This window comes from Xanthomonas arboricola pv. juglandis (assembly GCF_905367715.1).
GTDB classification, from domain to species: Bacteria; Pseudomonadota; Gammaproteobacteria; order Xanthomonadales; family Xanthomonadaceae; genus Xanthomonas; species Xanthomonas arboricola.
In genome coordinates, this window is record NZ_HG999362.1 from 848165 (window position 1) to 871036 (window position 22872).

Consider the following 22872-nt stretch of genomic DNA (forward strand, 5'->3'; position numbering starts at 1 on the left):
CGGGTCGGGGCGCGCAAGAGGGCGCCGTTGGTGGCCTGGCGGTGGTTATCGCGCTGCGGCGCCGGCACCCGGCAAGGCGGCCTCTCCGGTTTTCGCCGCCAGGTCGCAGTCGGTGAGATGGGCGCAGGCAATCCTGCCGGCCTGTCCTGATCCTTCCTGCCACGGAGTGCCGCCATGTCGATTCGTCCTTCTCGTCGTTCCGAACGTCCCGACCCGCGCGTGCTGCGCCCGGTCCGGCAGATCGCCCTGGCCGGCCTGGCCCTGGTGCTGGTCTGGCCGGCCGCGCGCGGCCATAGCGAGTGGATCGGCTGGCTGCCGCTGTGGCTGGTCGGCATGCCGATGCTGGCCTGGTGGAGCCTGCACCGGTTCGCATTGCCGGCCTTGGTGCGGCCAGGTGCGCGGCGCGGCACGCCACGTCGGCGCGGGCCGCAGGCGCAACGCCGACGCAGCACTTCGCGTGCGGCGACACAGGCGCGCGCGGCCTGACCTTCGGCAGGGTCGGGCGGCGGAGGGCTATGCTACGTTCCCGGCGTTCGTTCTCCCGGAAACATTCATGTCCAAACTCGCCTCGATCTGCCTGGTTGCCGGTCTGATCACCGCTGGCGCCGTCTCTGCAGAGGAAACCGCCGTGTCCAACGATCCCTACGCCTGGCTGGAAGATGTCTCCGGCGCCAAGTCGCTGGACTGGGTCAAGGCCCAGAACGCCAAGACCGAGGCGCGCCTGGCGGCCACGCCGGCCTTCAAGCAGATGGAAACCAGCATCCGCGAAGTGCTGGATTCGGACGCGAAGATTCCCGGCGTGCAGAAGATCGGCGAGTACTACTACAACTTCTGGAAGGACAAGCAGCACGAGCGCGGCCTGTGGCGGCGCACCACGCTGGACGAATACCGCAAGCCGGCGCCCAAGTGGGAAACGGTGCTGGACCTGGATGCGCTCAACAAGGCCGAAGGCGAGAACTGGGTGTGGCACGGCGCCGACTGCCTGCGCCCGGATTACCAGCGCTGCCTGATCGCGCTGTCGCGCGGCGGCGCCGATGCCGATGTCACCCGCGAGTTCGACCTGGCTGGCAAGCAGTGGGTCAAGGACGGCTTCTTCCGCCCCGAATCCAAGGGCGGGCTGGGCTGGATCGACCAGGACACCGTCTACGTGTTCACCGATTTCGGTGCCGGCACGATGACCAGCTCCGGCTATCCGCGCATCGCCAAGCAGTGGAAGCGCGGCACTCCGCTCAGCGCCGCCACGGTGGTGTACGAGGGCAAGCCGACCGACATGTACATCGCCGCGATGCACGACGACACGCCCGGATTCGAGCGCGATTTCGTCAGCCGCACGCTGGCCTTCTACAACGAGGAGCTGTATCTCAAGGGCGCCGACGGCAAGCTGGTGAAGGTGGATGCACCCAACTCGGCCAGCAAGTCGGTCAAGCGGCAATGGCTGACCCTGGAACTGCGCGAACCCTGGACCGTGGCCGGCAAGACCTACAAGGCCGGCTCGCTGCTGGCGACGCGCTTTGACGACTTCATGGCCGGCAAGCGCAGCTTCGATGTGCTGTTCGAGCCCACCGACAGCACCTCGCTGGCAGGTATCGCCTGGACGCGTTCGCACCTGGTGTTGAACGTGCTGGAAGACGTCAAGAACCGCCTGAGCGTGATCACGCCTGGGCAGGATGGCTGGAAGAAGAGCGCCTTCGTCGGTGCGCCGGCGTTCGGCACCGTCGACGTCAGCGCGGTGGACAGCGACGACAGCGACGCGCTGTGGTTGACCGTTACCGACTACCTGACCCCGACCACCTTGTCGTGGGTGGAGGTGGGCACCGCGCCGCAGCCGCTCAAGGCCATGCCGGCGTTCTTCGATGCCGGCAAGGACAGCATCGAGCAGCACTTTGCCACCAGCAAGGACGGTACCCGCGTGCCGTATTTCCTGGTGCGCCCCAAGGCGTTGAAGCTCGATGGCAGCGCGCCGACCCTGCTGTACGGCTATGGTGGTTTCGAGATTTCGATGACGCCCAATTATTCCGGCGGACTGGGCCGCGCCTGGCTGGAAAAGGGCGGCGTCTACGTGGTGGCCAACATCCGCGGCGGCGGCGAATACGGCCCGCGCTGGCACCAGGCCGCGCTCAAGCAGAACCGCCACAAGGCCTATGAAGACATGGCTGCGGTGGCCAAGGACCTGGTCGCGCGCAAGATCACCTCGACCAGGCATCTGGGCGTGCAGGGCGGCAGCAATGGCGGGCTGATGACCGGCAACATGCTGACCCAGTATCCGGAGCTGTTCGGCGCGGTGGTGGTGCAGGTGCCGCTGCTGGACATGAAGCGCTACAGCCATCTGCTGGCCGGCGCCTCGTGGATGGCCGAGTACGGCAACCCGGACACCGACGACTGGAAGTTCATCCAGACCTTCTCGCCGTATCACCTGTTCGACCCGGGCAAGACCTATCCGCCGGTGATCTTCCTGACCTCCACGCGGGACGACCGCGTGCATCCGGGCCACGCACGCAAGATGGCCGCCAAGATGATCGAGGCCGGCAAGGACGTGACCTACTACGAGAACATCGAAGGCGGCCACGGCGGTGCGGCCAACAACGCCCAGGCCGCGCACATGGCGGCGCTGGCCTACAGCTTCCTGTGGGAGCGGTTGGCGGATTGAGTTGATGCGCCGATACGGGCGCGCCGGCAATGGTCGGCGCGCCCGTATTGTTTTGGATGTTTTGCGATTGATTGACCTAGTCGGAGAGTGGTCGATGCTGGCGCTGATGGTTGCCTTGGCATTGAGCGGCTGTGCTGCTCAGGATGCGCACTATGTGCTGCGTGACCACCCCGACATGCGTGCCGAATTCCATCAGGTCGCCAGCGGCCCACAGTGGCCATCACATTTGGCGTTGCGCGTGCACTCCACAAGCTCCGGCCGGGATGCATGGTTTCTGCCATGGAATGGTGGCAGTGACGGCAGTCAGCACATTGCCTCGACGACCGACGTCACTGCGCCGGGCTGGCATCCGCCAGACGCCGACGGCGGGCCGCGCCCGTTGGGCGATGTCAGCTATATCGGTACAGATGCGGACTATCGCGTCTTGAGCGAGGTGCCGCGTCTGGGCGCACCGGCGCCAGCGCACTTTCTGTTGCCCGACCTGCGCGAAGCGGTGTGGTACCGGGCCGGGCCCGAGCAGCGATTGGACATTGCACGGCAATTCTTCGATCTGAATGGCTGCGCCGCGCAGAGGTGAGTGCTGACGCGCGTTGCGGTTGATCAGGAGCGCCGCGACACCTGGCCGTTTCCTTTTCTCGTCGGGAGAAGGTGCCCGAAGGGCGGATGAGGGTACGTGCGCACGTAGAAGAGATGCATTCCAGATGCAGTGAACCTATGGCCACAGCGAGGCGCTGATCGAAGAGATGCGCCGTGCGCACTGGCGCTGGTTCGATCAAAGACGTTGCAAGCCACGTGCAATCCGCTCCACCGCCTGCTCGAGGCGTGGCAGGCTTTGCGTATAGGCGATGCGGACGTGCTGGTTGGCGCGGTGGTGTCCGAAGTCGATGCCGGGGGTGAAGGCGACATGCTCGGTCTCCAGGAAATGCGCGCAGAAGGCCTGGGCATCGTCCGAGAATGCGCTGATATCGGCATACAGATAGAACGCACCTTGCGGTTCGACGGCGATGTTCAAGCCCAGTGCGCGCAGCGCGGGCAGCAGGTAATCGCGGCGTTGCTGGAACTCGGCGCGGCGGGCTTCGAAGATGGCGATGCTGTCGGGCGTGAAGCAGGCCAGCGCGGCGTGCTGGGCGATCGTGGAGGCACTGATGTAAAGATTCTGCGCGAGTTTCTCCAGCTCCGGCACCGCTGCGGGCGGGGCGACCAGCCAGCCCAGGCGCCAGCCGGTCATGCCGAAGTACTTGGAAAAACTGTTCAGCACGAAGGCGCTGTCGTCCACTTCCAGCACGCTGTGCGCATCCATGCCGTAGGTCAGGCCGTGGTAGATCTCGTCCACCACCAGGTGGCCGCCGCGTGCATGCAGCGCCTGCGACAAGCCGGCCAGTTGCGCGCGCGACAGCACGCTGCCGGTGGGGTTTGCCGGCGAGGCGACCAGTGCGCCGACGCTGTCGGCGTTCCAGCAGGCGTCGACCAGGCCTGGCGTCAGTTGGTAATCGGTGTCTGCGCCGACCGGCACCAGCTGCGCGGCGCCCTCGACCAGGCGCAGGAAATGCCGGTTGCACGGATAGCCGGGGTCGGCGAGCAGCCAGTGTTTGTCCGGGTCGACCAACAGGCTGCTGGCCAGCAGCAATGCGCCGGAGCCGCCCGGGGTGACCAGGATGCGTTCCGGATCGATAGCGCAGCCGTACCGCTGCGCGTAAAACCCGGCGATGGCGGCGCGCAGCGCGGGCAGGCCGCGGGCGGCGGTGTAGCGGGTGTGTCCGGCCGCCAGTGCGGCCTGTCCGGCCGCGACGATCGGTGCGGCGGTGGTGAAATCCGGTTCGCCGATCTCCAGGTGGATCACATCGTGGCCGGCCTGTTCCAGCGCATTGGCGCGCGCCAATAGCGCCATCACATGAAACGGGGCGATGTCCTGGCTGCGGCGGCTGTAGCGGGGAGCGTGCGAATGTAGGGAGTCCATGCCGAAGAGGATAGAGCAGCATGACCTCGGGCACATGACGCTCCCGGCCAGCCTCTTCCACACTCGGGCGCTGGGATGGCATTGCGTTCATCCAACGGACCCCAATCTGATGAAGCCTGTCCTCACCTTTCTGATCGCCAGCCTGATGACCACATCTGTTCCTTCCGCCATCGCAGCTCTCCCGTCGCCGCCGGACGTGGCCAAGCGTCCGCATGTGGTCAAGGCCCCGTTCGGCGCCACCCGCAACGACGACTACTACTGGCTGCGCGACGACAAGCGTGAGGACAAGGCGATGCTGGCCTATCTCAACGCCGAGAACGCCTACACCGACACGGTGATGGCGCCGCTCAAGCCGCTGGAAGATACGCTGTATACCGAGATCGTCGGGCGCATCAAGCAGGATGACGCCAGCGTGCCGTATCGCGAGCGCGGCTACTGGTACTACACGCGCTTCGAGGCCGGCAAGGACTACCCGATCCAGGCGCGCCGCAAGGGCAGCATGGACGCGCCGGAACAGATCCTGCTCGACGTCAACCAGATGGCGCAGGGCAAGGGCTACTTCAGCGTCGGCGATGCGGAAGTAAGCCAGGACAATCGCATCCTGGCCTGGGCCGACGATGCGGTGGGCCGTCGCCAGTACACGATCCGTTTCAAGAATCTGGACACCGGCGAGATCTACCCCGATACGGTGGAAGGCGTGTCGGCCAACGTGGTCTGGGCCGACGACAACAAGACCCTGTTCTATGTCGAGAACGATCCGGAAACGCTGCTCACCGTGCGGGTGAAGAAACACGTGCTGGGCACGCCCTCCAAGGACGACGTGCTGGTTTACGAGGAGAAGGACGACAGCTTCTACATGGGCATCGGCCGTACCCGCGACGACAAGTACATCACCATCGGCGTGGAAAGCACGGTGTCGTCGGAGACGCGTTATGCGCCGGCCGACAATCCCGAGCGGTTCACCCTGCTGGCCAAGCGCGAGCGCGATGTCGAATATCACCCCGAGCATTTCGATGGACGTTGGGTGATCCGCACCAATGCCGATGGCGCCAAGAATTTCAAGCTGGTGACCGCACCCACCGATGCGACCACGCGCAAGCAGTGGACCGATTGGGTGGCGCACGATGACAAGGTCTATATCGAGAACTTCGAGCTGTTCGACGGGTTTACCGCGATCGAAGAGCGCTCCGGTGGCCTGGAGCGCGTACGCCTGCTCAAGGGTGATGGCAGTCATGAGTACGTCAAGGCCGACGAGCCTGCGTATTCGATGGGTCTGGCAGTCAATTCCGAGCCGGACACCGAGTGGTTGCGCTACAGCTACACCTCGTTGACCACGCCGGCCACCACCTATGAGCTCAACACGCGGACCGGCGAGCGCAAGCTGCTCAAGCAGCAGCCGGTGATCGGTTACGACGCCGGCAAGTACGTCACCGAGCGCGTCTGGGTAACTGCGCGCGATGGCGTCAAGGTGCCGGTGTCGCTGGTGTACAAGCGCGGCTTCAAGAAGGACGGCACTGCGGCGCTGTTCCAGTACGCCTACGGCAGCTATGGCATGTCGATGGACCCGGCGTTCAACCTGCCGGCGATCAGCCTGCTGGACCGTGGCGTGGTGTATGCCATCGCACACATCCGCGGCGGCCAGGAAATGGGCCGCCAGTGGTACGACGACGGCAAGCTGCTGCACAAGAAGAACACCTTCACCGACTTCATCGACGTCACCCGCGGGCTGGTGGAACAGGGCTATGCCGCCAAGGATCGCGTTGCCGCCTCCGGCGGTAGCGCCGGTGGGTTGCTGATGGGTGCGGTGGCCAATATGGCGCCGCAGGACTACCGCGTGATGGTCGCGCAGGTGCCGTTCGTCGACGTGGTCACCACCATGCTCGATGCCAGCATCCCGCTCACCACCAACGAATACGACGAGTGGGGCAACCCTGAAAAGAAGGCCTATTACGACTACATGCTGTCCTACTCCCCGTACGACAACGTGACCAGGCAGGCCTACCCGGCCCTGTTCGTCGGCACCGGCCTGTGGGATTCGCAGGTGCAGTACTGGGAGCCGGCCAAGTGGGTGGCCAAGCTGCGCGACGACAACACCGGCACCCAGTCGATCGTGTTCCGCACCAATATGGAAGCCGGCCACGGCGGCAAGTCCGGCCGCTTCCGCCGTTACCGCGAACTCGCCGAGTCGTATGCGTTTGTGCTGGATCAGCTCGGGGTCAAGTAGTTGAGGGGCGGGGATTGGGGAGTCGGGATTGGAGATTGGTAAGGGCGGGACTCTCCCAGCCCTGCGTGCAGACATACCCCATCCGCCCTTCGGGCCCCCTTCTTCCGGTGGGAGAAGGGCATGCCCGGACCATCTCGGCGCCCGCTGGCCGTATCATTTACCCATGACGCGACCGACTCGATTCCGCTGGGCCTGGTGGTTGCTGGCCTACGCCAGCCTGGCGACCGGCATCGTCGGTATCTTCGTGCCCGGCCTGCCGACGACCGTGTTCATCCTCATTTCTGCCTGGGCGGCCTCGCACGGCTCCGAGCGCCTGCATAACTGGCTGCTCTCGCACCCGCGCTTCGGCCCGGCGATCGTCGAGTGGCAGACCTATCGCGCGGTCAGCCGCAAGGCCAAGTGGATGGCCACGCTCACCATGACCGTCTGCGCCGGCATCATGCTGTGGTGCGTGCCGGTGTTCTGGGTCAAATGCCTGTCGATCGGCAGCATGGCGGTGGTGGCGATCTGGCTATGGCTGCGCCCCGAGCCGCCACCGCGCGCGTTGCCCAGCGCGCACTGAGCGCACGGCAGTCAGGGTGTTCTGGCTATACTTCGGCCATGAGCATCATGTCCCGACCGTCTGTTCGTCTCGCACTGGTTGGTGCGACCTTTGTCCTGCTTGCCGCCTGCGGCAACAAGGGCCCGCTGGTAATGCCGCAGAAGCCGGTGCCGGTGGAAGCCCAGCCCGTGCTGCAGCCGCCGGACGCGCCGCAACCGCTGGATGAGTCCTCGCCTGCGCCTGCGCCGGTGAACACCGATACGCAGCCCGCGCCCACCACCGACCAGCCCGCTAGCAGCGGCAATGAGCGCTGACGGCCGCAGCGGGCGTCTGCGTTTCACCAAAATGCATGGCGCCGGCAACGATTTCGTGGTGCTGGACCTGCGCGACGGCACGCCGCCGCCGGATGCGGCGCTGGCCGCACGCCTGGCCGACCGCCATTTCGGGGTGGGCTGCGACCAGATCCTGACCATCGAAACCCCGCGCAGCAGCGAGGCGGTGGCCGCCTACGGCATCTGGAATTCCGACGGCTCGGCCGCGCGCCAGTGCGGCAACGGCGCGCGCTGTGTGGCGGCCTGGCTGGTGCGCGACGGCACCGCGCAGGACGATGACTTCGTTATCGATAGCCCGTTCACCTCCCACCGCGTGCAGCGTCTGGATGCCGGCACCTATGCGGTGGCAATGGGCGTGCCGCAGTTCGAGCCCACGCAGATCCCGCTGGCCGGCTTTGCGCACGCGCGCGAGGAATACGCGTTACCTGTGCATGGCGAAACCGTGCGCTTCGGCGCGGTGTCGATGGGCAACCCGCATGCCGTGGTGGAAGTGGGGCGGGTGGACGCAGCGCCAGTGGAGCGCGTCGGCGCCTTGTTGCAGCAGAACGCCGCGTTCCCCGATTCGGTCAACGTCGGCTTTGTGCAGGTGGTCGACCCGACGCATGTGCGCCTGCGCGTGTTCGAGCGCGGCGTCGGCGAAACCCTGGCCTGCGGCAGCGGTGCATGCGCGGCGGCGGTGGTGCTGATGCAGCGCGGCCGTGTTGAGCGCGACGTGCAGGTGTCCTTGCCTGGCGGCGAGCTGCGCATCCGTTGGGCCGGCGAACAACAGGACGTCGTCATGTCAGGCCCGGCCGTGTTCGTCTTCGATGGAGAGTGGAACTGATGAGCGAGAACACGGACAAATTCAGCGCGCACGAAGTGGCAACCTGGTTGCGGCGCCACCCGACCTTCCTCAAGCAGTTCCCGGATCTGGCGGTGAGTCTGCTGGTGCCGCGCGACGACGGCCCCACCGCCTCGCTGGCCACCTATCAGCTGGAAGTGCTGCGCGACAAGAACCGCGAGCTGTCGCGGCGCCTGCACGAGCTTGGCCACAATGCGCAGGACAACGAGCGCCTGGCGGTACGCACGCATCAACTGACCCTGGCGCTGATGCGCCAGACCAGCGCGGCCGACACGCTCAAGGCGATGGCCGCCTCGCTGGCGGAAGATTTCAATGGCGAACTGGTGCGGCTGGTGTTGCTCAAGCCGGTCGCCGGCCTGGAGGCCGACTGGCTGCAGGTCATCGCCGCCGACGATGCACGACTTGCCCCGTTCCGCGATTGCCTGAGCGACGGCGAGCCGATTTGCGGCCGCCTGCAGACGGAAAAACACGCGCTGCTGTACGCCGACCAGGCTGCCAACGTGCAATCCACCGCGCTGCTGCCGTTGCCCGGCATCGGCCTGATTGCAGTCGGCAGCAGCGACGCCAACCGTTTCTATCCCGGCATGGGCACCTTGTTCCTGCGCATGATGGGGGAGTCCCTGGGCGTGGCCTTACAGCGCTTCGACACATGATGCGCAATGCAGGGTGCGCCGACGCGTGCAGCCTGCGCTGGATGGCCGCACCGACGGCGCGGCAGCGGGGAGTCTGAGGTGGCGTCGGTCGACGATTTCCTGGGATATCTGCAGGTCGAGCGGCAGGTGTCTGCGCATACGCTGGATGCCTACCAGCGCGATCTTGCCGCATTGCTGGGCTGGGCCGGCGAACAGGCCATCGACGATGTGGCGCAGCTCGATAGCGCACAGTTGCGGCAGTTCGTTGCGGCCGAGCACCGGCGCGGGTTGTCGCCCAAGAGCCTACAGCGTCGCCTGTCGGCATGCCGCAGTTACTACGCCTGGTTGCTCAAGCATGGCCGCATTGCCGCAAGTCCGGCGGCGGCGCTGCGTGCACCCAAGGCGCCACGTAAATTGCCGCAGGTACTGGATGCCGATGAAGCGGTGCGTCTGGTCGAGGTGCCGACCGACGCGCCGCTGGGCCTGCGCGATCGCGCCTTGCTGGAGCTGTTCTATTCGTCCGGGCTGCGCCTGAGCGAGCTCTGCGCGCTGCGCTGGCGCGACCTGGATCTGGACAGCGGGTTGGTGATGGTGCTCGGCAAGGGCGGCAAGCAGCGCCTGGTGCCGGTGGGCTCGCATGCGATCGGCGCGCTGCGCGACTGGCTGCGCGACAGCGGCGGGCGGGCCGACACGCATGTATTCCCCGGCCGCGCCGGCGGTGCGATTTCGCAACGTGCAGTGCAGATCCGCATCAAGCAACTGGCGGTGCGCCAGGGCATGTTCAAGGATGTGCATCCGCATATGCTGCGGCACAGCTTTGCCAGCCACATCCTCGAATCCTCCGGCGACCTGCGCGGCGTGCAGGAATTGCTCGGCCATTCGGATATCGCCACCACGCAGATCTATACGCATCTGGATTTCCAGCACCTGGCCAAGGTCTATGACGCCGCGCATCCGCGGGCCAGGCGCAAGAAAGCTGCTGAGTGAGTGGTGCGGCGTGTGTTGCGCTTAGCGGTTAAACACTTCTCTGAAGTACCGCCACGCGCGAATCGCCGCTCTTGAGCCCCTCTGCCATTGGGAGAGGGGCTGGAGCGCAGGCATCGGCGCTTGTACGCGCATCCATGCGCGGGCCTGCGTGGTTACTCGGGCCGGAGCGTTTGTTGCAGTGATGCGCATATGACGGCCGCGTACTGCAGTGACAGGTTTGCGCGGCAGCTTCCCGGCGCCGGCGACGATCACGCAGCTCACCCCGAAGCGCACACCACGCTCCCAATCGTTCTCGTGTGCGGCTGCTCAATCCCTGCGTGCCGGTAGCGCAGACGCATGCTGTCTGCCGTCTGAGCGCGCTGCATCAGCCGCCCGCGCCACATGCGCGCAGCATGCTTGAACCCGGCAGGGGCGTCCCCACCTCATTGGAAACCCCCGGAGGACCCATGGACCCCAGCCAGAACCCCAACATCGTTCACGCCACCACCATCATCTCGGTTCGGCGTGGTGGGCATGTCGCCGTTGCCGGCGATGGCCAGGTTACCCTCGGCCACACCGTCATGAAGGGCAATGCGCGCAAGGTGCGCCGGCTCGGCCGCGAGGGGCAGGTGCTGGCCGGTTTTGCCGGCGCCGCCGCCGATGCGTTCACCCTGTTCGAGCTGTTCGAAGCCAAGCTCGACAAACATGGGCAACTGACCCGTGCCGCCGTGGAGCTGGCCAAGGATTGGCGCACCGAGCGCCGCCTGGGCAAGCTCGAAGCGCTGCTTGCGGTCGCCGATAAGGAAACCTCGTTGATCATCAGCGGGACCGGCGATGTGATCGAACCGGAAGACGGCATCATCGCCATCGGTTCGGGCGGTTCCTACGCCCTGTCGGCTGCCCGCGCGCTGCTGGCGCACACCGAACTCGATGCCAAGACCATCGCTACCGAAGCGATCAACATCGCCGGTGATATCTGCATTTATACCAATCGCAATGTGGTGGTCGAAGAGCTGTGAATCGGGATTTGGGATTGGGGATTCGCAAAAGCACTCCTTTCCCTGCGCCCGGACACGCATCGATCGTTCCTACTCCGCTTTTACAAATCCCCAATCCCCAATGCCAAATTCCGACACTTCAACCATGACTCCGCGCGAAATCGTGCAGGAGCTCGACCGTCATATCGTTGGCCAGCACGATGCCAAGCGTGCGGTTGCCATCGCGCTGCGTAATCGTTGGCGCCGCATGCAGCTGCCCGAAGAGCTGCGCAACGAGGTGATGCCCAAGAACATCCTGATGATCGGCCCGACCGGCGTCGGCAAGACCGAGATCGCGCGGCGCCTGGCCACCCTGGCCAATGCGCCGTTCGTCAAGGTCGAAGCCACGCGCTTTACCGAGGTCGGCTATGTCGGCAAGGACGTGGAACAGATCATTCGCGACCTGGCCGACACCTCGGTCAAGCTGTATCGCGAACAGGCCAAGGTGCGCGTGCGCAACCAGGCCGAAGAACGCGCCGAAGACCGTCTCCTGGATGCGCTGCTGCCGCGCCGTGCGGCCGGGATCGGGTTCGATCCGGAAGCGGCGCGCAACGAGCCGTCGGCGCAGGACAATGACACCCGCATCAAGTTCCGCCGCATGCTGCGCAATGGCGAGCTGGACGAGCGCGAGATTGAGCTGGAAGTGGCGGTCAACGCCAGCATGGACATCATGACCCCGCCGGGCATGGAGGAAATGGGCCAGCAGCTGCGGCAGATGTTCTCCAACCTGGGCAGCGGCAAGTCGCAGAAGCGCAAGCTCACCATCAAGGCCGCGCGCCCGCTGCTGATCGAAGAAGAAGCCGGCAAGCTGGTCAACGAAGACGACGTACGTGCCGCGGCGATCGAAGCCTGCGAGCAGCACGGCATCGTGTTCATCGATGAAATCGACAAGGTCGCCAAGCGTGGCGAAGCCGGCTCCAATGGCGGCGATGTCAGTCGCGAAGGCGTGCAGCGCGATCTGTTGCCGCTGGTGGAAGGCTCCAACGTGTCGACCAAGTACGGCACGGTCAAGACCGACCATATCCTGTTCATCGCCTCCGGCGCGTTCCATCTGGCCAAGCCCAGCGATCTGATTCCCGAATTGCAGGGCCGTTTCCCGATCCGTGTCGAATTGACCGCGCTGACCAAGGCCGATTTCGTGCGCATCCTCACCGAGCCCAAGGCGGCGTTGATCAAGCAGTACGAAGCCCTGCTGCAGACCGAGGGCGTGCGCCTGACCTTCGGCGCCGATGCGGTGGAGCGCCTGGCCGAGATCGCTGCGCAGGTCAACGAGCGACAGGAAAACATCGGTGCGCGCCGCCTGCACACGGTGCTGGAGCGCCTGCTCGATGTGCTGAGTTATGAGGCGCCGGATCGCGACGGCCAGAGCGTCACGGTCGATGCGGCCTATGTCGATGCGCAGCTCGGCGAACTGGTGCAGGACCCGGACCTGAGCCGCTACATCCTCTGATCGCAGTGCACCTGCGTGCCGGTGCCAACGGTCATCAGGTCGGTGTGGATGCAACCAGAATCGGCGTGTACGCGTTGGACATGCCGATTCCGACCGCGCTGGCCTGGCGGTGTTGTTAGCCGCATCTGCCCGGATGCAGTCAAACGCTGAGTCTGTCGAGGGCGCGGTGCCCTCACCGCTCGCGGGACACGCCGTGAACCCGTCCCTGGGGGCTCGGTGGCGGCATCCATGCCGCCACACGGTCCCGCAATCGGCGAGGGCACCGCACCAGCGAGTTGGTCGATGGCCGCGTGAAAAGCTGTTTGCCGAAACGTGTGTCGGACTTCGAGCCGGCGCATCAGGTTCAACCACGTGCATCACGCACTGCCCTTACTGCTCTTAAGCAAGCACACCGACCATCTCGACTTGGTCCTTGCCCGCCCACCGTCGCGGGACCTTACGCGGCATGGATGCCGCGTAAGAGCCTACAAGGACGTACTTGCGGCGTGTCCTGCGAGGGTGGGCGGGCAAGGGCCTCGCAGCCAAGCCGCAGATCAACCGCTCTGCAGCCAAACCGCAGCAGCCAAACTGCTGCAGCCAAACCGCTCAGTCCTCGCCGATATCCTCGTTCCACACGTCGGGGTTGGCCGAGATATAGCCGCCCAGCAGGTCGATGCATTCCTGGCTCTGCAGGTCGATGACAGTGACGCCGTGCTCGCGCAGCCAGGCCACGCCGCCCTGGAAGGTGACCGACTCGCCGACCACCACGGTGCCGATATTGAACTGGCGCACCAGCCCGCTGCAGTACCAGCACGGCGCGAGCGTGGTGACCATGATGGTGTCCTTGTAGCGACGCTGCCGGCCGGCCTTGCGGAAGGCATCGGTTTCGCCATGCACGGAGGGATCGTTTTCCTGCACGCGCCGGTTGTGACCGCAACCGAGCAGACGTCCGTCGTTGTGGTACAGCGCCGCGCCAATCGGGATGCCGCCTTCGGCCAGGCCCTGGCGGGCTTCGGCAATGGCGGTGTCGAGCAGTGCGCGGTAGTCGGGGGTGGTGATCATGCAGGCTCCTGGGTGGCGGCGTCGGCGCGACGCAGCATGTCGATGTGGGGAATGCCGTCTTCCAGATACGGTGCGGACGAGGGCGTGAAACCGTGTGCGGCGTAGGACGCCTGCAGGTGCGCCTGCGCGCCGAGTTGCACGGCGCTGGCGGGCCACTGCCGGTGCACCAGCCGCAAGCCTTCCCGCAGTAATGCGTGTGCGAAGCCGTGGCCGCGCTGCGTGGCGGCAATCACTACCCGGCCGATGCTCGGCTCGGGGTAACTCACACCGGGCGGTAGCACGCGCAGATAGGCGGCCAACGCACCGTCGTCGGTACTACCGAGCAGATGCAGCACACCCGGCAGGCTGTCCTTGCCATCCAGCTCCGGATACGCGCACTGCTGCTCCACCACGAACACATCCGAGCGCAGCCGCAGCAGCGTGTACAACTGCGTGGTGCTCAGTTGGTCGAAGCGCAGGCATTGCCAGTGCAGCGAGGATGGGGACAGGGACGACATCACCGCATGATAGCGGCTGTGTCGCGTCAGTCGACCGCGCTGTCGGTGTCGATCGCCACCACCACCGACATGCCCGGGCGCAGCCGCGGTGCCAGCGCCTGGTCCGGATCGACGCTGATGCGCAGCGGAATGCGCTGGGCGATCTTGACGAAGTTGCCGGTGGCGTTGTCGGCCGGCAATACGCTGAATTCCGAGCCGGCGGCCGGGGAGATTTCCTGCACACGGCCGTGCAGGCGCGCATTGTCCAGCGCATCCACGGTGAAGCTGGCGCGCTGCCCGATGCGGATCTTGGCCATCTGGGTTTCCTTGAAATTGGCCACGATCCATAGCGTGTCCGGCACCAGCGACATCAGCTGCGTGCCATTGGTGACGTAGGCGCCCTGGCGCACGCCGAGCTGGCCGAGCTGGCCATCGCGCGGGGCCAGGATGCGGGTGTTGTCCAGATTGATCTGCGCCAGTTGCACGGCCGCCTGCGCGTTGGCCACCGCCGCTTCCAACGCGGCGCGATTGACGGTGACACTGCGTGCGTTCTCCTCGGCGGCCTGCACGGCGGCACGCGCCTGCGCCACGCCGGCATCGGCCTGCGCACGTGCGGCGAAGGCGGTGTCGCGATCCTGTTCGGATACCAGTTTCTGCTCGGCCAGCTGCTGCGCGCGCGCATACGCCGAGCGGGTGCGGTCGCGCTGGGCCTGATTGCTGCTCAGTGCGGCGCGTTGTTCGGCGATGGTGGCATCGGCGCTATGCCGCTGCTGGTCCCAGTTGGACAGGTTGGCCTGCGCGGTCTGCAGCTGCGCCCTGGCCTGTTCGAGCTGCTGGGCATAGATGCGGTCGTCGATCCTGGCCAGCAACTGACCGTGTTTGACGTGGGCGAAGTCCTGCACCGGCACCTCGGTGACATAGCCGCTGACCTGCGGCGCGATCACCGTGATCTGGCCGTGCACCATCGCGTTTTCGGTGCGCTCGACGGCGCTGACGAACGGCGGCAACCGCCATGCATACAGCACCAGTGCGACGCCGAGCAGGGCCAGCCCGCCGAAGCCGATCACGCCACCGATGCGGCGCCGCCTGCGACGTTGCAGATCGGCGGGAGAGGTTGAAGCTGCAGGTGTATTCATGGGCGCGCGGTGGAAGCAGGAGAGGGGGACGAAGCGGGTGGGCGCAGATAACGCCGCCACACCAGTACGGACAGGATCCACAGCCCGGTGGCGATGGCGATGCAGCCGATCAACAGGAACACGTCGTTATAGGCGAGCACATTGGCTTCGCGCGTGGCTACGCTACCCAGGGCACGCACGCCCTGGGCCTGGCGCAGCGCCGGGTCGCCGATGCTGCGGCCGTACAGCGCGGCATAGGCCTGCACGCGCGCGGCCACTTGCGGGTCGGTCAATGCCAGATGTTCGACCAGCTGGCTGGAATGGTGTTTCTCGCGCACGACCTGCACGGTGCCGAGCAGCGCGCTGCCGAGCAGGCCGCCCATGTTCTGTGCCATGCCGAACAGCACGATGAAGCTGATCAGGTTGCCCGGCTGCGCGATGACCCGGCCCAGCCCGGCCACCATCGCCGGGCCGATGAAGAAGGTGCTGCCAAACGCGAGCAGGAACTGGCTGACGTACATCTGCTCCGGGCGGGTGAGGCTGGTGGCATCGGCATCCATGAAACAGCCGATGCAGATCGCCGCCACCGCAATGATCAGATGTTCGGCCACCCGCGCCGGATTGATCAGCCACGCGCTGGCGGCAACGCCGACCACTGCGCCCAGCAACATCAGCGCGAACAGGGTCTGCAGCTGCGTGTTGGCCAGCCCCAGGGTCTGGAAGAAGCCGATCGCGCCGGTGCTCTGCTCGGACAGCACCAGCCGGATCAGCAGGATCGCCAGGCCCAGCCGCAGCATGTCGCCGCTGGCCAGCCAGCGCGTGTTGATCATCGGGTTGCGGCGGTTGTGCTCGATCCACGCCGCCGTGCACAGCAGCACGATGGAGGCCGCCAGCATCACGCCCAGCCACGGCGTGCTGGTCCACCACAGCAGCCGCCCCAGCGACAGCACCGCCGCCAGCCCGGCCGAACCGGCCGCGAACAGGCTGAAGGTGAGGAAATCCAGCGGCTCGAACACCCGATAGCGGTCGCTGGGCGGCAGCTTGAGCGCCAGCACGCAGGCCAGCGCGAACACCGCCAGGCCCAGTTCGAACAGGTACAGGCCCTGCCACTGCGCAAATTCCAGCAGATCGGTGGAGAACACCCGCGCCAATGGCAACGCCAGCTGGGTCACCCCCAGCCCGGTCACCACTGCCTTGAGCCGGTACCTGGCCGGGAACGCCTGGATCACGTAATACAGACCCAGCGAGCTGAGCGCGGCGCCCACCAATCCGTGCGCAGCACGCACGGTGATCGCCGAGCTCAGGCTGTGCACGAACAGATGCGCGAAGGCGATGACCGCATACAGCGCCAGGAAGATCTCGGTGAAGCGCCGCAGCCCGAACTGCTGGCGGAACTTCACCAGCAGCAGGTTGGCCGACATGTTGGTCATCACGTAGGCGGCCGGCAGCCATGCCATTTCGGTGGCGTAGGCGCCCAGCGTGCCCTGCAGATAGGTCAGGTTGGCGGTGACCAGCGCATTGCTCAGCCCGCCGGTCAGCGCCACCACCACGCCCACCAGCCCGTACTGAATGCGGCGCCGGGTGGAGTGCAGGGGGGTGGAGGCCGACCCGGGCAGGGTGGGCTTCTCGTGGGGCTGCCAGTCGCGCTGGACGTACTTGTCGTGCACGCAGGGCTCGCAGGGCCGGTCGCAGGGAAGGCAGCGATTGTGGTCCGGTTGCGGTCATGGCGGCGTCAGCAGTGCGATAATCCGCCCATGAGCGAATCCCCCTATACCTCCGGTACCACCCATTTCGGCTTCCGCGACGTCGCTGCCAAGGACAAGCAGAAGCTGGTCGGCGAAGTGTTCACCTCGGTCGCGCGCAACTACGACCTGATGAACGATCTGATGAGTCTGGGCGTGCACCGCGCATGGAAACGCTACTTCGTGGCGACCGCGCAGGTGAAGCCGGGCGACCGCGTGCTGGACCTGGCCGGCGGTACCGGCGACATCGCCGTGCTGCTCAAGGAGCGCGTCGGCAACGAGGGCGCGGTGGTGCTGGGCGACATCAACGCCGGCATGCTGTCGGTTGGCCGTGACCGGCTGACCAACCGCGGTCTGGTGGCCGGCTTCGATTACGTGCAATGCAATGCCGAGGCGCTGCCGTTCCCGGATCAGAGCTTCGATCTGGTGACCATTTCCTTCGGCCTGCGCAATGTCACCGACAAGGATGCCGCGCTGCGCGAGATGTATCGCGTGTTGAAGGTGGGCGGGCAGGCGCGCGTGCTGGAATTTTCCGAGGTCACCGCCGACTGGTTCAAGCCGATCTACGACTTCCACTCGTTCAAGATCCTGCCCAGGCTGGGCCAGCTGTTCGCACGCGATGCCGACAGCTACCAGTACCTGGCAGAAAGCATCCGCAAGCACCCGCCGCAGGAATCGCTCAAGGGCATGATGGGCGAGGCCGGATTTGCGCGTTGCCACTACAAGAACCTGACCGGCGGCATCGTGGCGATCCACTCCGGCTACAAGATCTGACCCGGATCCGACCCAGCGTGATCTGAGCGTCCGGTCCGGCGCGCAGCATGCGCCGGACACCGCGCGTCGGCATCGCACGAGCACGCCATGCTCGTGTTCGCTTGCCGCACGATTGCACTGTGCGCAGGTGCGTTTGCCGACAAACTTTTGAGACTCCCGTCGCGTTGGCTCCACCAACGGTCGGCGACACTAGGCGCTCTTTTGCCGGAGACGTGGATGCGCTTGTACGCAGGGTTGTCGCGCGTGTTTCCCCGCTCCTTCAGCGCCAAGCTGCTGGCGGTGACCTTTGTCGGCATCCACCTGCCGTTGCTGTTATTGATCGCCTGGCTGGCCGCGCAAAGCGAGTTGAGCGGGCGCCCGCTGTGGTCGGTGGTGATCGTGGCGCTGCTGGCCACGCTGGCTGGCACCGCGGCGACCCTGTCGGCCCTGTATCGCCTGCTCGCACCGCTGCGCATCGCCGCCGACGCGCTGGATGCGTATTACGCCGATCAACGTCTGCCCAGCCTGCCCGAACATGGCGACGACGAACTGGGGCGGTTGCTGCGCGGAATCAATCGCAGCCTGCGCGGCATCGATGCCGGCATGCGCGATCTCAAGAAGCACGCCTTGTTCGACCCGCTGACCGAGGCCTTGAACCGGCGCGGCTGCGAACAGGCGATGCGCGATTCGGTCACCGCTGCGCAGCGCGAAGGCTGGCCGTTCGTGCTGTTCGTACTGGACATGGACAACCTCAAGCCGATCAACGACCGCTTCGGCCATCTGGCCGGCGATCGCGTGCTGGTAAGGCTGGTGGAATCTGCCTACGGCTGGCTGGGCGCGCAGGACTGGATCGGGCGCTGGGGCGGCGACGAGTTCCTGATCGGCGTGCATGCCAGCGAGGACGACGCCACGCTCAAGCTCAATCAATGGCTGTCGATGCTCGAACGCGAGGATGCCGACGAGGCGCCGCTGCATGTGAGCGCCGGCAGCGCGGTGTGTGAGCGTGGCCTGGATGCCACCGAGCTGTATCGCCGCGCCGATGCGGCGATGTATCGCGCCAAGTTTTCCGGCGGCCGGCGTCTGGTACGCGACGGGCATGACAGCCCGCGCAGCCATCCGGTGGTCTAGGCGATCCGGCAATCGGCTGGCGGCCGGGCCGCAGGCCGAAGCACGCTAGGCACGGGTAACCTGAGTTACGCCATTAACGCCGTTGCTGCGTAAGGTTCGCGCCGATGCGGCCAGCGACATGCACGGTGTCCCAGCCGGCGCAGGTTGAGCAGCCGGCAAGCGCTCGCCATCAGCCGCACGGGCAGGCAACGGCCCGGGGCGTTAAAATGCCCAATTCCCTCGCTGCGGTGCCGTCGATGCGCTTCCCGTTCCTGTCGCTGTCCCTGGCCGTGTCCATTGCGCTGGCCGGCTGTTCCAACGAGTCCACGCCGCCGGCCGCCAGCACCGCTGCGCCGGCCACCACTGCCAAGGCCCCCGTGAAAGCAGACGCCCGCAACCACGACGAAAGCTCCTACGCCCAGCCGCAGCTGGTGGTCATCAAGGATCTGGCGCTGGATCTGAAGCTGGATTTCGACGCCAAGCAGATCGGCGGCACCGCCACCTACACGCTGGAATGGAAGGACAAGGCCGCCAAGCAGCTGGTGCTGGACACGCGCGAGCTGAGCATTGCGCAGGTGCAGGCCGACGACGGCAAGGGCACGCTGGCGCCGCTGCAGTTCGCGCTGGCGCCGGCCGACAAGACCTTCGGCAGCAAGCTCACCATCGAGGCGCCGAACCAGCCTGCCAAGGTCGTGATCACCTATCACACCACGCCGACTGCCTCCGGCCTGCAGTGGCTGGAGCCGTCGATGACCGAAGGCAAGCAATTGCCTTTCATGTTCAGCCAGTCGCAGGCGATCCACGCGCGCAGCTGGGTGCCGTTGCAGGACACCCCGAGCGTGCGCTTCACCTACAGCGCGCACGTAACCTCGCGCCCGGACGTGATGGTGCTGATGAGCGCCGACAACGACCCCAAGGCCGCGCGCGACGGCGACTACAGCTTCAAGATGCCCGAGCCGATTCCGTCCTATCTGCTGGCGATCGCCGCCGGCGATGTGGTGTTCAAGCCGATTTCCGCGCGCTCGGGCGTCTGGGCCGAGCCGGCCATGGCCGACAAGGCCGCCAAGGAATTCGAAGACACCGAAAAGATGATCGGTGCGGCCGAAAAACTGTATGGCCCGTATCGCTGGGGCCGTTACGACATGCTGGTGCTGCCGCCGTCGTTCCCGTTCGGCGGCATGGAGAATCCGCGCCTGACCTTCGCCACGCCCACCGTGATCGTCGGCGACAAGTCGCTGGTCTCGCTGGTCGCGCACGAACTGGCGCATAGCTGGTCCGGCAACCTGGTGACCAATGCCAGCTGGAAGGACATCTGGCTCAACGAAGGCTTCACCACCTACGTGCAGGCCCGCATCACCGAGGCGCTGTATGGCGTGGAGATGGCCGAGATGGAGCGCGAGATCGACCAGGGCGACCTGCTGGCCGAAGTGAAGGGCATGGCGCCGGCCGACCAGGCGCTGGCGCTGCCGCCGCTGGCCGAGCGCGACCCCGACGAAGCCCTGAGCCAGGTGGCCTACGTCAAGGGCGCGTGGTTCCTGCAGTTCCTGGAGCAGCGCTTCGGCCGCGAGGTGTTCGACCCGTTCCTGCGCGGCTGGTTCGACGATCATGCGTTCCAGAGCGCCACCACCGACCAGTTCGTCGATTACCTCAACAAGAACCTGCTGGACAAGCATCCCAACACGGTCAGCGCGGCCGAGGTGGATGCGTGGCTGAAGCAGCCGGGCATCCCGGCCTTCGCCGCCAAGGCACGCTCGCGCAGCTTCTCGATCGTGGACACCGCGCGCATTGCCTGGAGCGGCAGCGGCACGCTGCCGAGCAAGCAGGTCACCGGCGAGTGGGGCACGCAGGAATGGGTGCATTTTCTCAGCGGCATGGGCGCCACGCTCAAGCCCGAGCAGCTCAAGCAGCTGGATGAGGCCTATCACTTCACCGGCACCCCGAACGGCGAAATCGCCATGCGTTGGTATCCGCTGGCGATCCGCAGCGGTTACACCGATGCGCGCCCCGCTGCAGGCGAGTTCATCGAACGCGTCGGCCGCCGCAAGCTAGTGCTGCCGATCTACGCCGAGTTGTTGAAGACCCCGGACGGCATCGCCTTCGCCGAGCAGGCCTTCGAAAAGGCCAGGCCCAGCTACCACCCGATCACCACCGCATCGGTGGCCGAGATGATCGCCAAGGCCAAGGCGGCACCGCCGGCGCAGCCGCAGCCGTAATGGCAGGGGAGGGCGTTGCAGACGCCCTCCGCCGCTTTCATTGCTGCATCGTGCAGGTGGCACCGTGCCCTTGCTCTAGCACCGTGCCCTGCAATCGCCGTCGTAGGAGCGCACCCGGGCGCGACGTGGCTTTACCGGGAATGCTCTATCGCGCCCGGGTGCGCTCCTACGGCGTGCCGCAGTTTTATCGCGGCTGTCGTGGGCAGGCTGGTATCGTTGCCGCTGCCTTTCATGCCTTCCGGAGTCGACGATGAAGTATCTGCTGAGCGCGGCCTTGTGCGTCGCTGCAGTGAGTGGCTGTACCGACCGAGAGGCGCAGCGTCAGGCGCAGGCAAGCGCGCAGGCGCAGGCCAAGCAACAACAGGCCGACGCACTCGCCAAGCAATACGACGAGGCGGTGAAGGCCGGTAACTGGGACATGGCGCGTGCGCATGGCGCCGCACTGCTGGAAGGCTACGCCGGTACCGCTGCGGCCACACGCATCGAACCCGGTTATGCCGACATCAAGGCCAAGGGCGACCAGGCGCGCGAACTGCGCCGCATGCAGGCGTTGTGGCAGTACTCGCAGGTGCCGGCCAAGGGCGGCACGCAGCGCTCGGCGATGATCGATGCCAAGAGCCGCGTGGATGTCGACGGCAGCGGCCCCAAGCCGGTGAGCCTGGTGTTCCGCGATCACCCGCAGTGGAAGCGTCACAGCTATCTCGTGCTCAAGGCCGGCGACTTCAATTGCTATGGCGGTTGCAAGGTGCAGGTCTCGGCCGATGGTGGCGCACCACGCCCGATGGCCGCGCACCGCCCCGACACCGATGAAGCGATCGCGATGTTCATCGACGACGACAAGGCGCTGTGGAAGCTGGTGCGCAATGCCAAGCGCATCAGCATCGCGTTCCCGGTCAAGGCCGGCGGCAAGCGCACGGCAGAGTTCGACGTGGGTGGCCTGGACACCACCCAGATGCCGGGCTGGAAGTAGGCGCACCGCCCTTGCACGGCACCAGCTGCGCAGTCGGCGTACGGCATCGTCATGAGGTGCCGGTCCATTCGGGTGAGTGCGCGATGTGCGTTCCCTGACGGCTTGCGGCGTTGCCTCAACCATCTCTGGAGTCTCCTCACGTATGGACGCCATGGCCATCACACAGATCTCGCCCGTGTTGTCCAGCTACCGCCATTGGGTGTTCGACATGGACGGCACGCTGACCGAAGCGGTGCACGATTTCGCGTTGATCCGACGCGCGTTGGAGATCCCGCCCGAGGCGGACATCCTGCACCACCTGGCATCACTGCCGGCCGAGCAGGCCGCAGCCAAACACGCCTGGTTGCTTGAGCACGAGCGTGAACTCGCACAGGCCGCACAGCCCGCACCCGGTGCAGTGGCCCTGGTGCGTGCGTTGCAGACAGCCGGATGCCGGCTCGGCATGCTCACCCGCAATGCGCGCGCATTGGCGCAGGTGACATTGCAGGCGATCGGCCTGCACGATGCATTCGCCTGGGACGACATCGTCGGCCGCGATGAAGCCGCCCCCAAACCCGCACCCGATGGCCTGCAGTACTTCGCGCAACGCTGGGCGGTGGATGGCACAGCACTGGTCATGGTCGGCGATCACCACAACGACCTGGCCTGTGGCCGTGCAGCCGGTGCCTGCACCGTGCTGGTCAACACACCCGGCGATCCATGGCCCGGCCTTGCCGACTGGCGGTTGCAGGATTGCACGCAGTTGCTGGCGCAGTGGAGCCGCTAGCGTGAGGTTTGGCGAGTAGGCCAGGCGCGCGCAAAGCATGGAGTGCGATGCGTGGCTGGCCG

At 66.1% G+C, this 22872-nt stretch carries 21 protein-coding genes; 16 read left to right on the plus strand and 5 right to left on the minus strand.

The annotated features are described in order from the left end of the window. Window positions 1-174 precede the first annotated feature (174 nt). The 3 genes from KHN93_RS03570 (at window position 175) to KHN93_RS21535 (ending at window position 3224) form a co-directional block, all read left to right on the plus strand. Window positions 175-486, plus strand: coding sequence for a hypothetical protein (locus KHN93_RS03570; protein ID WP_104556058.1), 312 nt, complete (start codon window positions 175-177; stop codon window positions 484-486). A 67-nt stretch (window positions 487-553) separates the two neighbouring features. Further along, a complete protein-coding gene (locus tag KHN93_RS03575; protein WP_102580421.1) occupies window positions 554-2647 on the plus strand; it encodes a prolyl oligopeptidase family serine peptidase in 2094 nt (697 codons plus the stop codon). 4 nt (window positions 2648-2651) lie between these two features. Then, window positions 2652-3224 (plus strand): hypothetical protein, encoded by a 573-nt coding sequence (locus KHN93_RS21535; RefSeq protein ID WP_244812202.1) that lies wholly within the window; start codon window positions 2652-2654, stop codon window positions 3222-3224. 195 nt (window positions 3225-3419) lie between these two features. Here the strand turns inward: KHN93_RS21535 and KHN93_RS03585 are convergent, their stop codons facing one another. Beyond that, window positions 3420-4604, minus strand: a complete 1185-nt coding sequence (locus KHN93_RS03585; RefSeq protein WP_024940225.1) for a pyridoxal phosphate-dependent aminotransferase — start codon at window positions 4602-4604, stop codon at window positions 3420-3422. A gap of 109 nt (window positions 4605-4713) precedes the next feature. Between KHN93_RS03585 and KHN93_RS03590 the strand changes: the two genes are divergently transcribed. The 8 genes from KHN93_RS03590 to hslU all read left to right on the plus strand — a co-directional run bounded on the left by KHN93_RS03590 (window position 4714) and on the right by hslU (window position 12627). Beyond that, window positions 4714-6828: a S9 family peptidase gene (locus KHN93_RS03590; RefSeq protein WP_065049615.1), complete on the plus strand. Its 2115-nt coding sequence runs from the start codon at window positions 4714-4716 to the stop codon at window positions 6826-6828. A gap of 163 nt (window positions 6829-6991) precedes the next feature. After that, window positions 6992-7390: a YbaN family protein gene (locus KHN93_RS03595; protein ID WP_026064608.1), complete on the plus strand. Its 399-nt coding sequence runs from the start codon at window positions 6992-6994 to the stop codon at window positions 7388-7390. Window positions 7391-7428: 38 nt separating this feature from the next. After that, a complete protein-coding gene (gene lptM, locus KHN93_RS03600; RefSeq protein WP_016903632.1) occupies window positions 7429-7683 on the plus strand; it encodes an LPS translocon maturation chaperone LptM in 255 nt (84 codons plus the stop codon). Then, window positions 7673-8524, plus strand: coding sequence for a diaminopimelate epimerase (gene dapF / locus KHN93_RS03605; RefSeq protein ID WP_212579148.1), 852 nt, complete (start codon window positions 7673-7675; stop codon window positions 8522-8524). The genes lptM and dapF overlap by 11 nt, the downstream gene beginning before the upstream one ends. Continuing rightward, window positions 8524-9195, plus strand: a complete 672-nt coding sequence (locus KHN93_RS03610; protein ID WP_167708387.1) for a DUF484 family protein — start codon at window positions 8524-8526, stop codon at window positions 9193-9195. Before dapF ends, KHN93_RS03610 begins: the two co-directional genes overlap by 1 nt. Window positions 9196-9273: 78 nt before the next feature. Then, window positions 9274-10161, plus strand: coding sequence for a tyrosine recombinase XerC (xerC, locus tag KHN93_RS03615; protein WP_212579149.1), 888 nt, complete (start codon window positions 9274-9276; stop codon window positions 10159-10161). A gap of 446 nt (window positions 10162-10607) precedes the next feature. Further along, on the plus strand, window positions 10608-11159 hold the full coding sequence (hslV, locus tag KHN93_RS03620) for an ATP-dependent protease subunit HslV (RefSeq protein ID WP_005997221.1): 552 nt from the start codon (window positions 10608-10610) through the stop codon (window positions 11157-11159). Between the two features lie 100 nt (window positions 11160-11259). After that, window positions 11260-12627 carry an ATP-dependent protease ATPase subunit HslU gene (gene hslU / locus KHN93_RS03625; protein ID WP_039523373.1) on the plus strand — a complete coding sequence of 456 codons (1368 nt, stop codon included), beginning with the start codon at window positions 11260-11262 and terminating at the stop codon, window positions 12625-12627. A gap of 585 nt (window positions 12628-13212) precedes the next feature. On the opposite strand, the gene KHN93_RS03630 is transcribed toward hslU, so the two are convergent. Genes KHN93_RS03630 through KHN93_RS03645 form a run of 4 tightly spaced genes read right to left on the minus strand, consistent with a single transcriptional unit; the run spans window position 13213 to window position 16926 of the window. Beyond that, a complete protein-coding gene (locus tag KHN93_RS03630; protein ID WP_024940233.1) occupies window positions 13213-13668 on the minus strand; it encodes a nucleoside deaminase in 456 nt (151 codons plus the stop codon). After that, window positions 13665-14165, minus strand: a complete 501-nt coding sequence (locus KHN93_RS03635) for a GNAT family N-acetyltransferase (protein WP_212579150.1) — start codon at window positions 14163-14165, stop codon at window positions 13665-13667. Before KHN93_RS03635 ends, KHN93_RS03630 begins: the two co-directional genes overlap by 4 nt. A 26-nt stretch (window positions 14166-14191) precedes the next feature. Continuing rightward, window positions 14192-15280: an HlyD family secretion protein gene (locus tag KHN93_RS03640; protein WP_039523380.1), complete on the minus strand. Its 1089-nt coding sequence runs from the start codon at window positions 15278-15280 to the stop codon at window positions 14192-14194. Then, a complete protein-coding gene (locus tag KHN93_RS03645; RefSeq protein ID WP_212579151.1) occupies window positions 15277-16926 on the minus strand; it encodes an MFS transporter in 1650 nt (549 codons plus the stop codon). The genes KHN93_RS03640 and KHN93_RS03645 overlap by 4 nt, the downstream gene beginning before the upstream one ends. A gap of 87 nt (window positions 16927-17013) precedes the next feature. On the opposite strand from KHN93_RS03645, the gene ubiE reads away from it, so the two are divergent. From ubiE to KHN93_RS03670, 5 genes are all read left to right on the plus strand, one after another. Then, the gene (gene ubiE / locus KHN93_RS03650; RefSeq protein ID WP_016903622.1) at window positions 17014-17775 is read left to right on the plus strand and encodes a bifunctional demethylmenaquinone methyltransferase/2-methoxy-6-polyprenyl-1,4-benzoquinol methylase UbiE; all 762 of its coding nucleotides are present in this window, start codon (window positions 17014-17016) and stop codon (window positions 17773-17775) included. A gap of 216 nt (window positions 17776-17991) precedes the next feature. Next, entirely contained in the window at window positions 17992-18882 is an 891-nt protein-coding gene (locus KHN93_RS03655) for a GGDEF domain-containing protein (protein ID WP_024940237.1), read from the plus strand. Between the two features lie 236 nt (window positions 18883-19118). Then, window positions 19119-21074: a M1 family metallopeptidase gene (locus KHN93_RS03660; protein WP_212579595.1), complete on the plus strand. Its 1956-nt coding sequence runs from the start codon at window positions 19119-19121 to the stop codon at window positions 21072-21074. Between the two features lie 250 nt (window positions 21075-21324). After that, window positions 21325-22044, plus strand: coding sequence for a hypothetical protein (locus KHN93_RS03665; protein WP_212579152.1), 720 nt, complete (start codon window positions 21325-21327; stop codon window positions 22042-22044). Between the two features lie 142 nt (window positions 22045-22186). Further along, on the plus strand, window positions 22187-22810 hold the full coding sequence (locus tag KHN93_RS03670; RefSeq protein WP_212579153.1) for an HAD family hydrolase: 624 nt from the start codon (window positions 22187-22189) through the stop codon (window positions 22808-22810). Window positions 22811-22872 lie beyond the last annotated feature (62 nt).

Excerpts from the sequence above, each read along its gene's own strand:
- KHN93_RS03570 (WP_104556058.1), top strand. The coding sequence starts at position 175 with ATGTCGATTCGTCCTTCTCGTCGTTCCGAACGTCCCGACCCGCGCGTG.
- KHN93_RS03575 (WP_102580421.1), top strand. The coding sequence starts at position 554 with ATGTCCAAACTCGCCTCGATCTGCCTGGTTGCCGGTCTGATCACCGCT.
- KHN93_RS21535 (WP_244812202.1), top strand. The coding sequence starts at position 2,652 with ATGCGCCGATACGGGCGCGCCGGCAATGGTCGGCGCGCCCGTATTGTT.
- KHN93_RS03585 (WP_024940225.1), bottom strand. The coding sequence starts at position 4,604 with ATGGACTCCCTACATTCGCACGCTCCCCGCTACAGCCGCCGCAGCCAG.
- KHN93_RS03590 (WP_065049615.1), top strand. The coding sequence starts at position 4,714 with ATGAAGCCTGTCCTCACCTTTCTGATCGCCAGCCTGATGACCACATCT.
- KHN93_RS03595 (WP_026064608.1), top strand. The coding sequence starts at position 6,992 with ATGACGCGACCGACTCGATTCCGCTGGGCCTGGTGGTTGCTGGCCTAC.
- lptM (WP_016903632.1), top strand. The coding sequence starts at position 7,429 with ATGAGCATCATGTCCCGACCGTCTGTTCGTCTCGCACTGGTTGGTGCG.
- dapF (WP_212579148.1), top strand. The coding sequence starts at position 7,673 with ATGAGCGCTGACGGCCGCAGCGGGCGTCTGCGTTTCACCAAAATGCAT.
- KHN93_RS03610 (WP_167708387.1), top strand. The coding sequence starts at position 8,524 with ATGAGCGAGAACACGGACAAATTCAGCGCGCACGAAGTGGCAACCTGG.
- hslV (WP_005997221.1), top strand. The coding sequence starts at position 10,608 with ATGGACCCCAGCCAGAACCCCAACATCGTTCACGCCACCACCATCATC.
- hslU (WP_039523373.1), top strand. The coding sequence starts at position 11,260 with ATGCCAAATTCCGACACTTCAACCATGACTCCGCGCGAAATCGTGCAG.
- KHN93_RS03630 (WP_024940233.1), bottom strand. The coding sequence starts at position 13,668 with ATGATCACCACCCCCGACTACCGCGCACTGCTCGACACCGCCATTGCC.
- KHN93_RS03635 (WP_212579150.1), bottom strand. The coding sequence starts at position 14,165 with ATGTCGTCCCTGTCCCCATCCTCGCTGCACTGGCAATGCCTGCGCTTC.
- KHN93_RS03640 (WP_039523380.1), bottom strand. The coding sequence starts at position 15,280 with ATGAATACACCTGCAGCTTCAACCTCTCCCGCCGATCTGCAACGTCGC.
- ubiE (WP_016903622.1), top strand. The coding sequence starts at position 17,014 with ATGAGCGAATCCCCCTATACCTCCGGTACCACCCATTTCGGCTTCCGC.
- KHN93_RS03655 (WP_024940237.1), top strand. The coding sequence starts at position 17,992 with ATGCGCTTGTACGCAGGGTTGTCGCGCGTGTTTCCCCGCTCCTTCAGC.
- KHN93_RS03660 (WP_212579595.1), top strand. The coding sequence starts at position 19,119 with ATGCGCTTCCCGTTCCTGTCGCTGTCCCTGGCCGTGTCCATTGCGCTG.
- KHN93_RS03665 (WP_212579152.1), top strand. The coding sequence starts at position 21,325 with ATGAAGTATCTGCTGAGCGCGGCCTTGTGCGTCGCTGCAGTGAGTGGC.
- KHN93_RS03670 (WP_212579153.1), top strand. The coding sequence starts at position 22,187 with ATGGACGCCATGGCCATCACACAGATCTCGCCCGTGTTGTCCAGCTAC.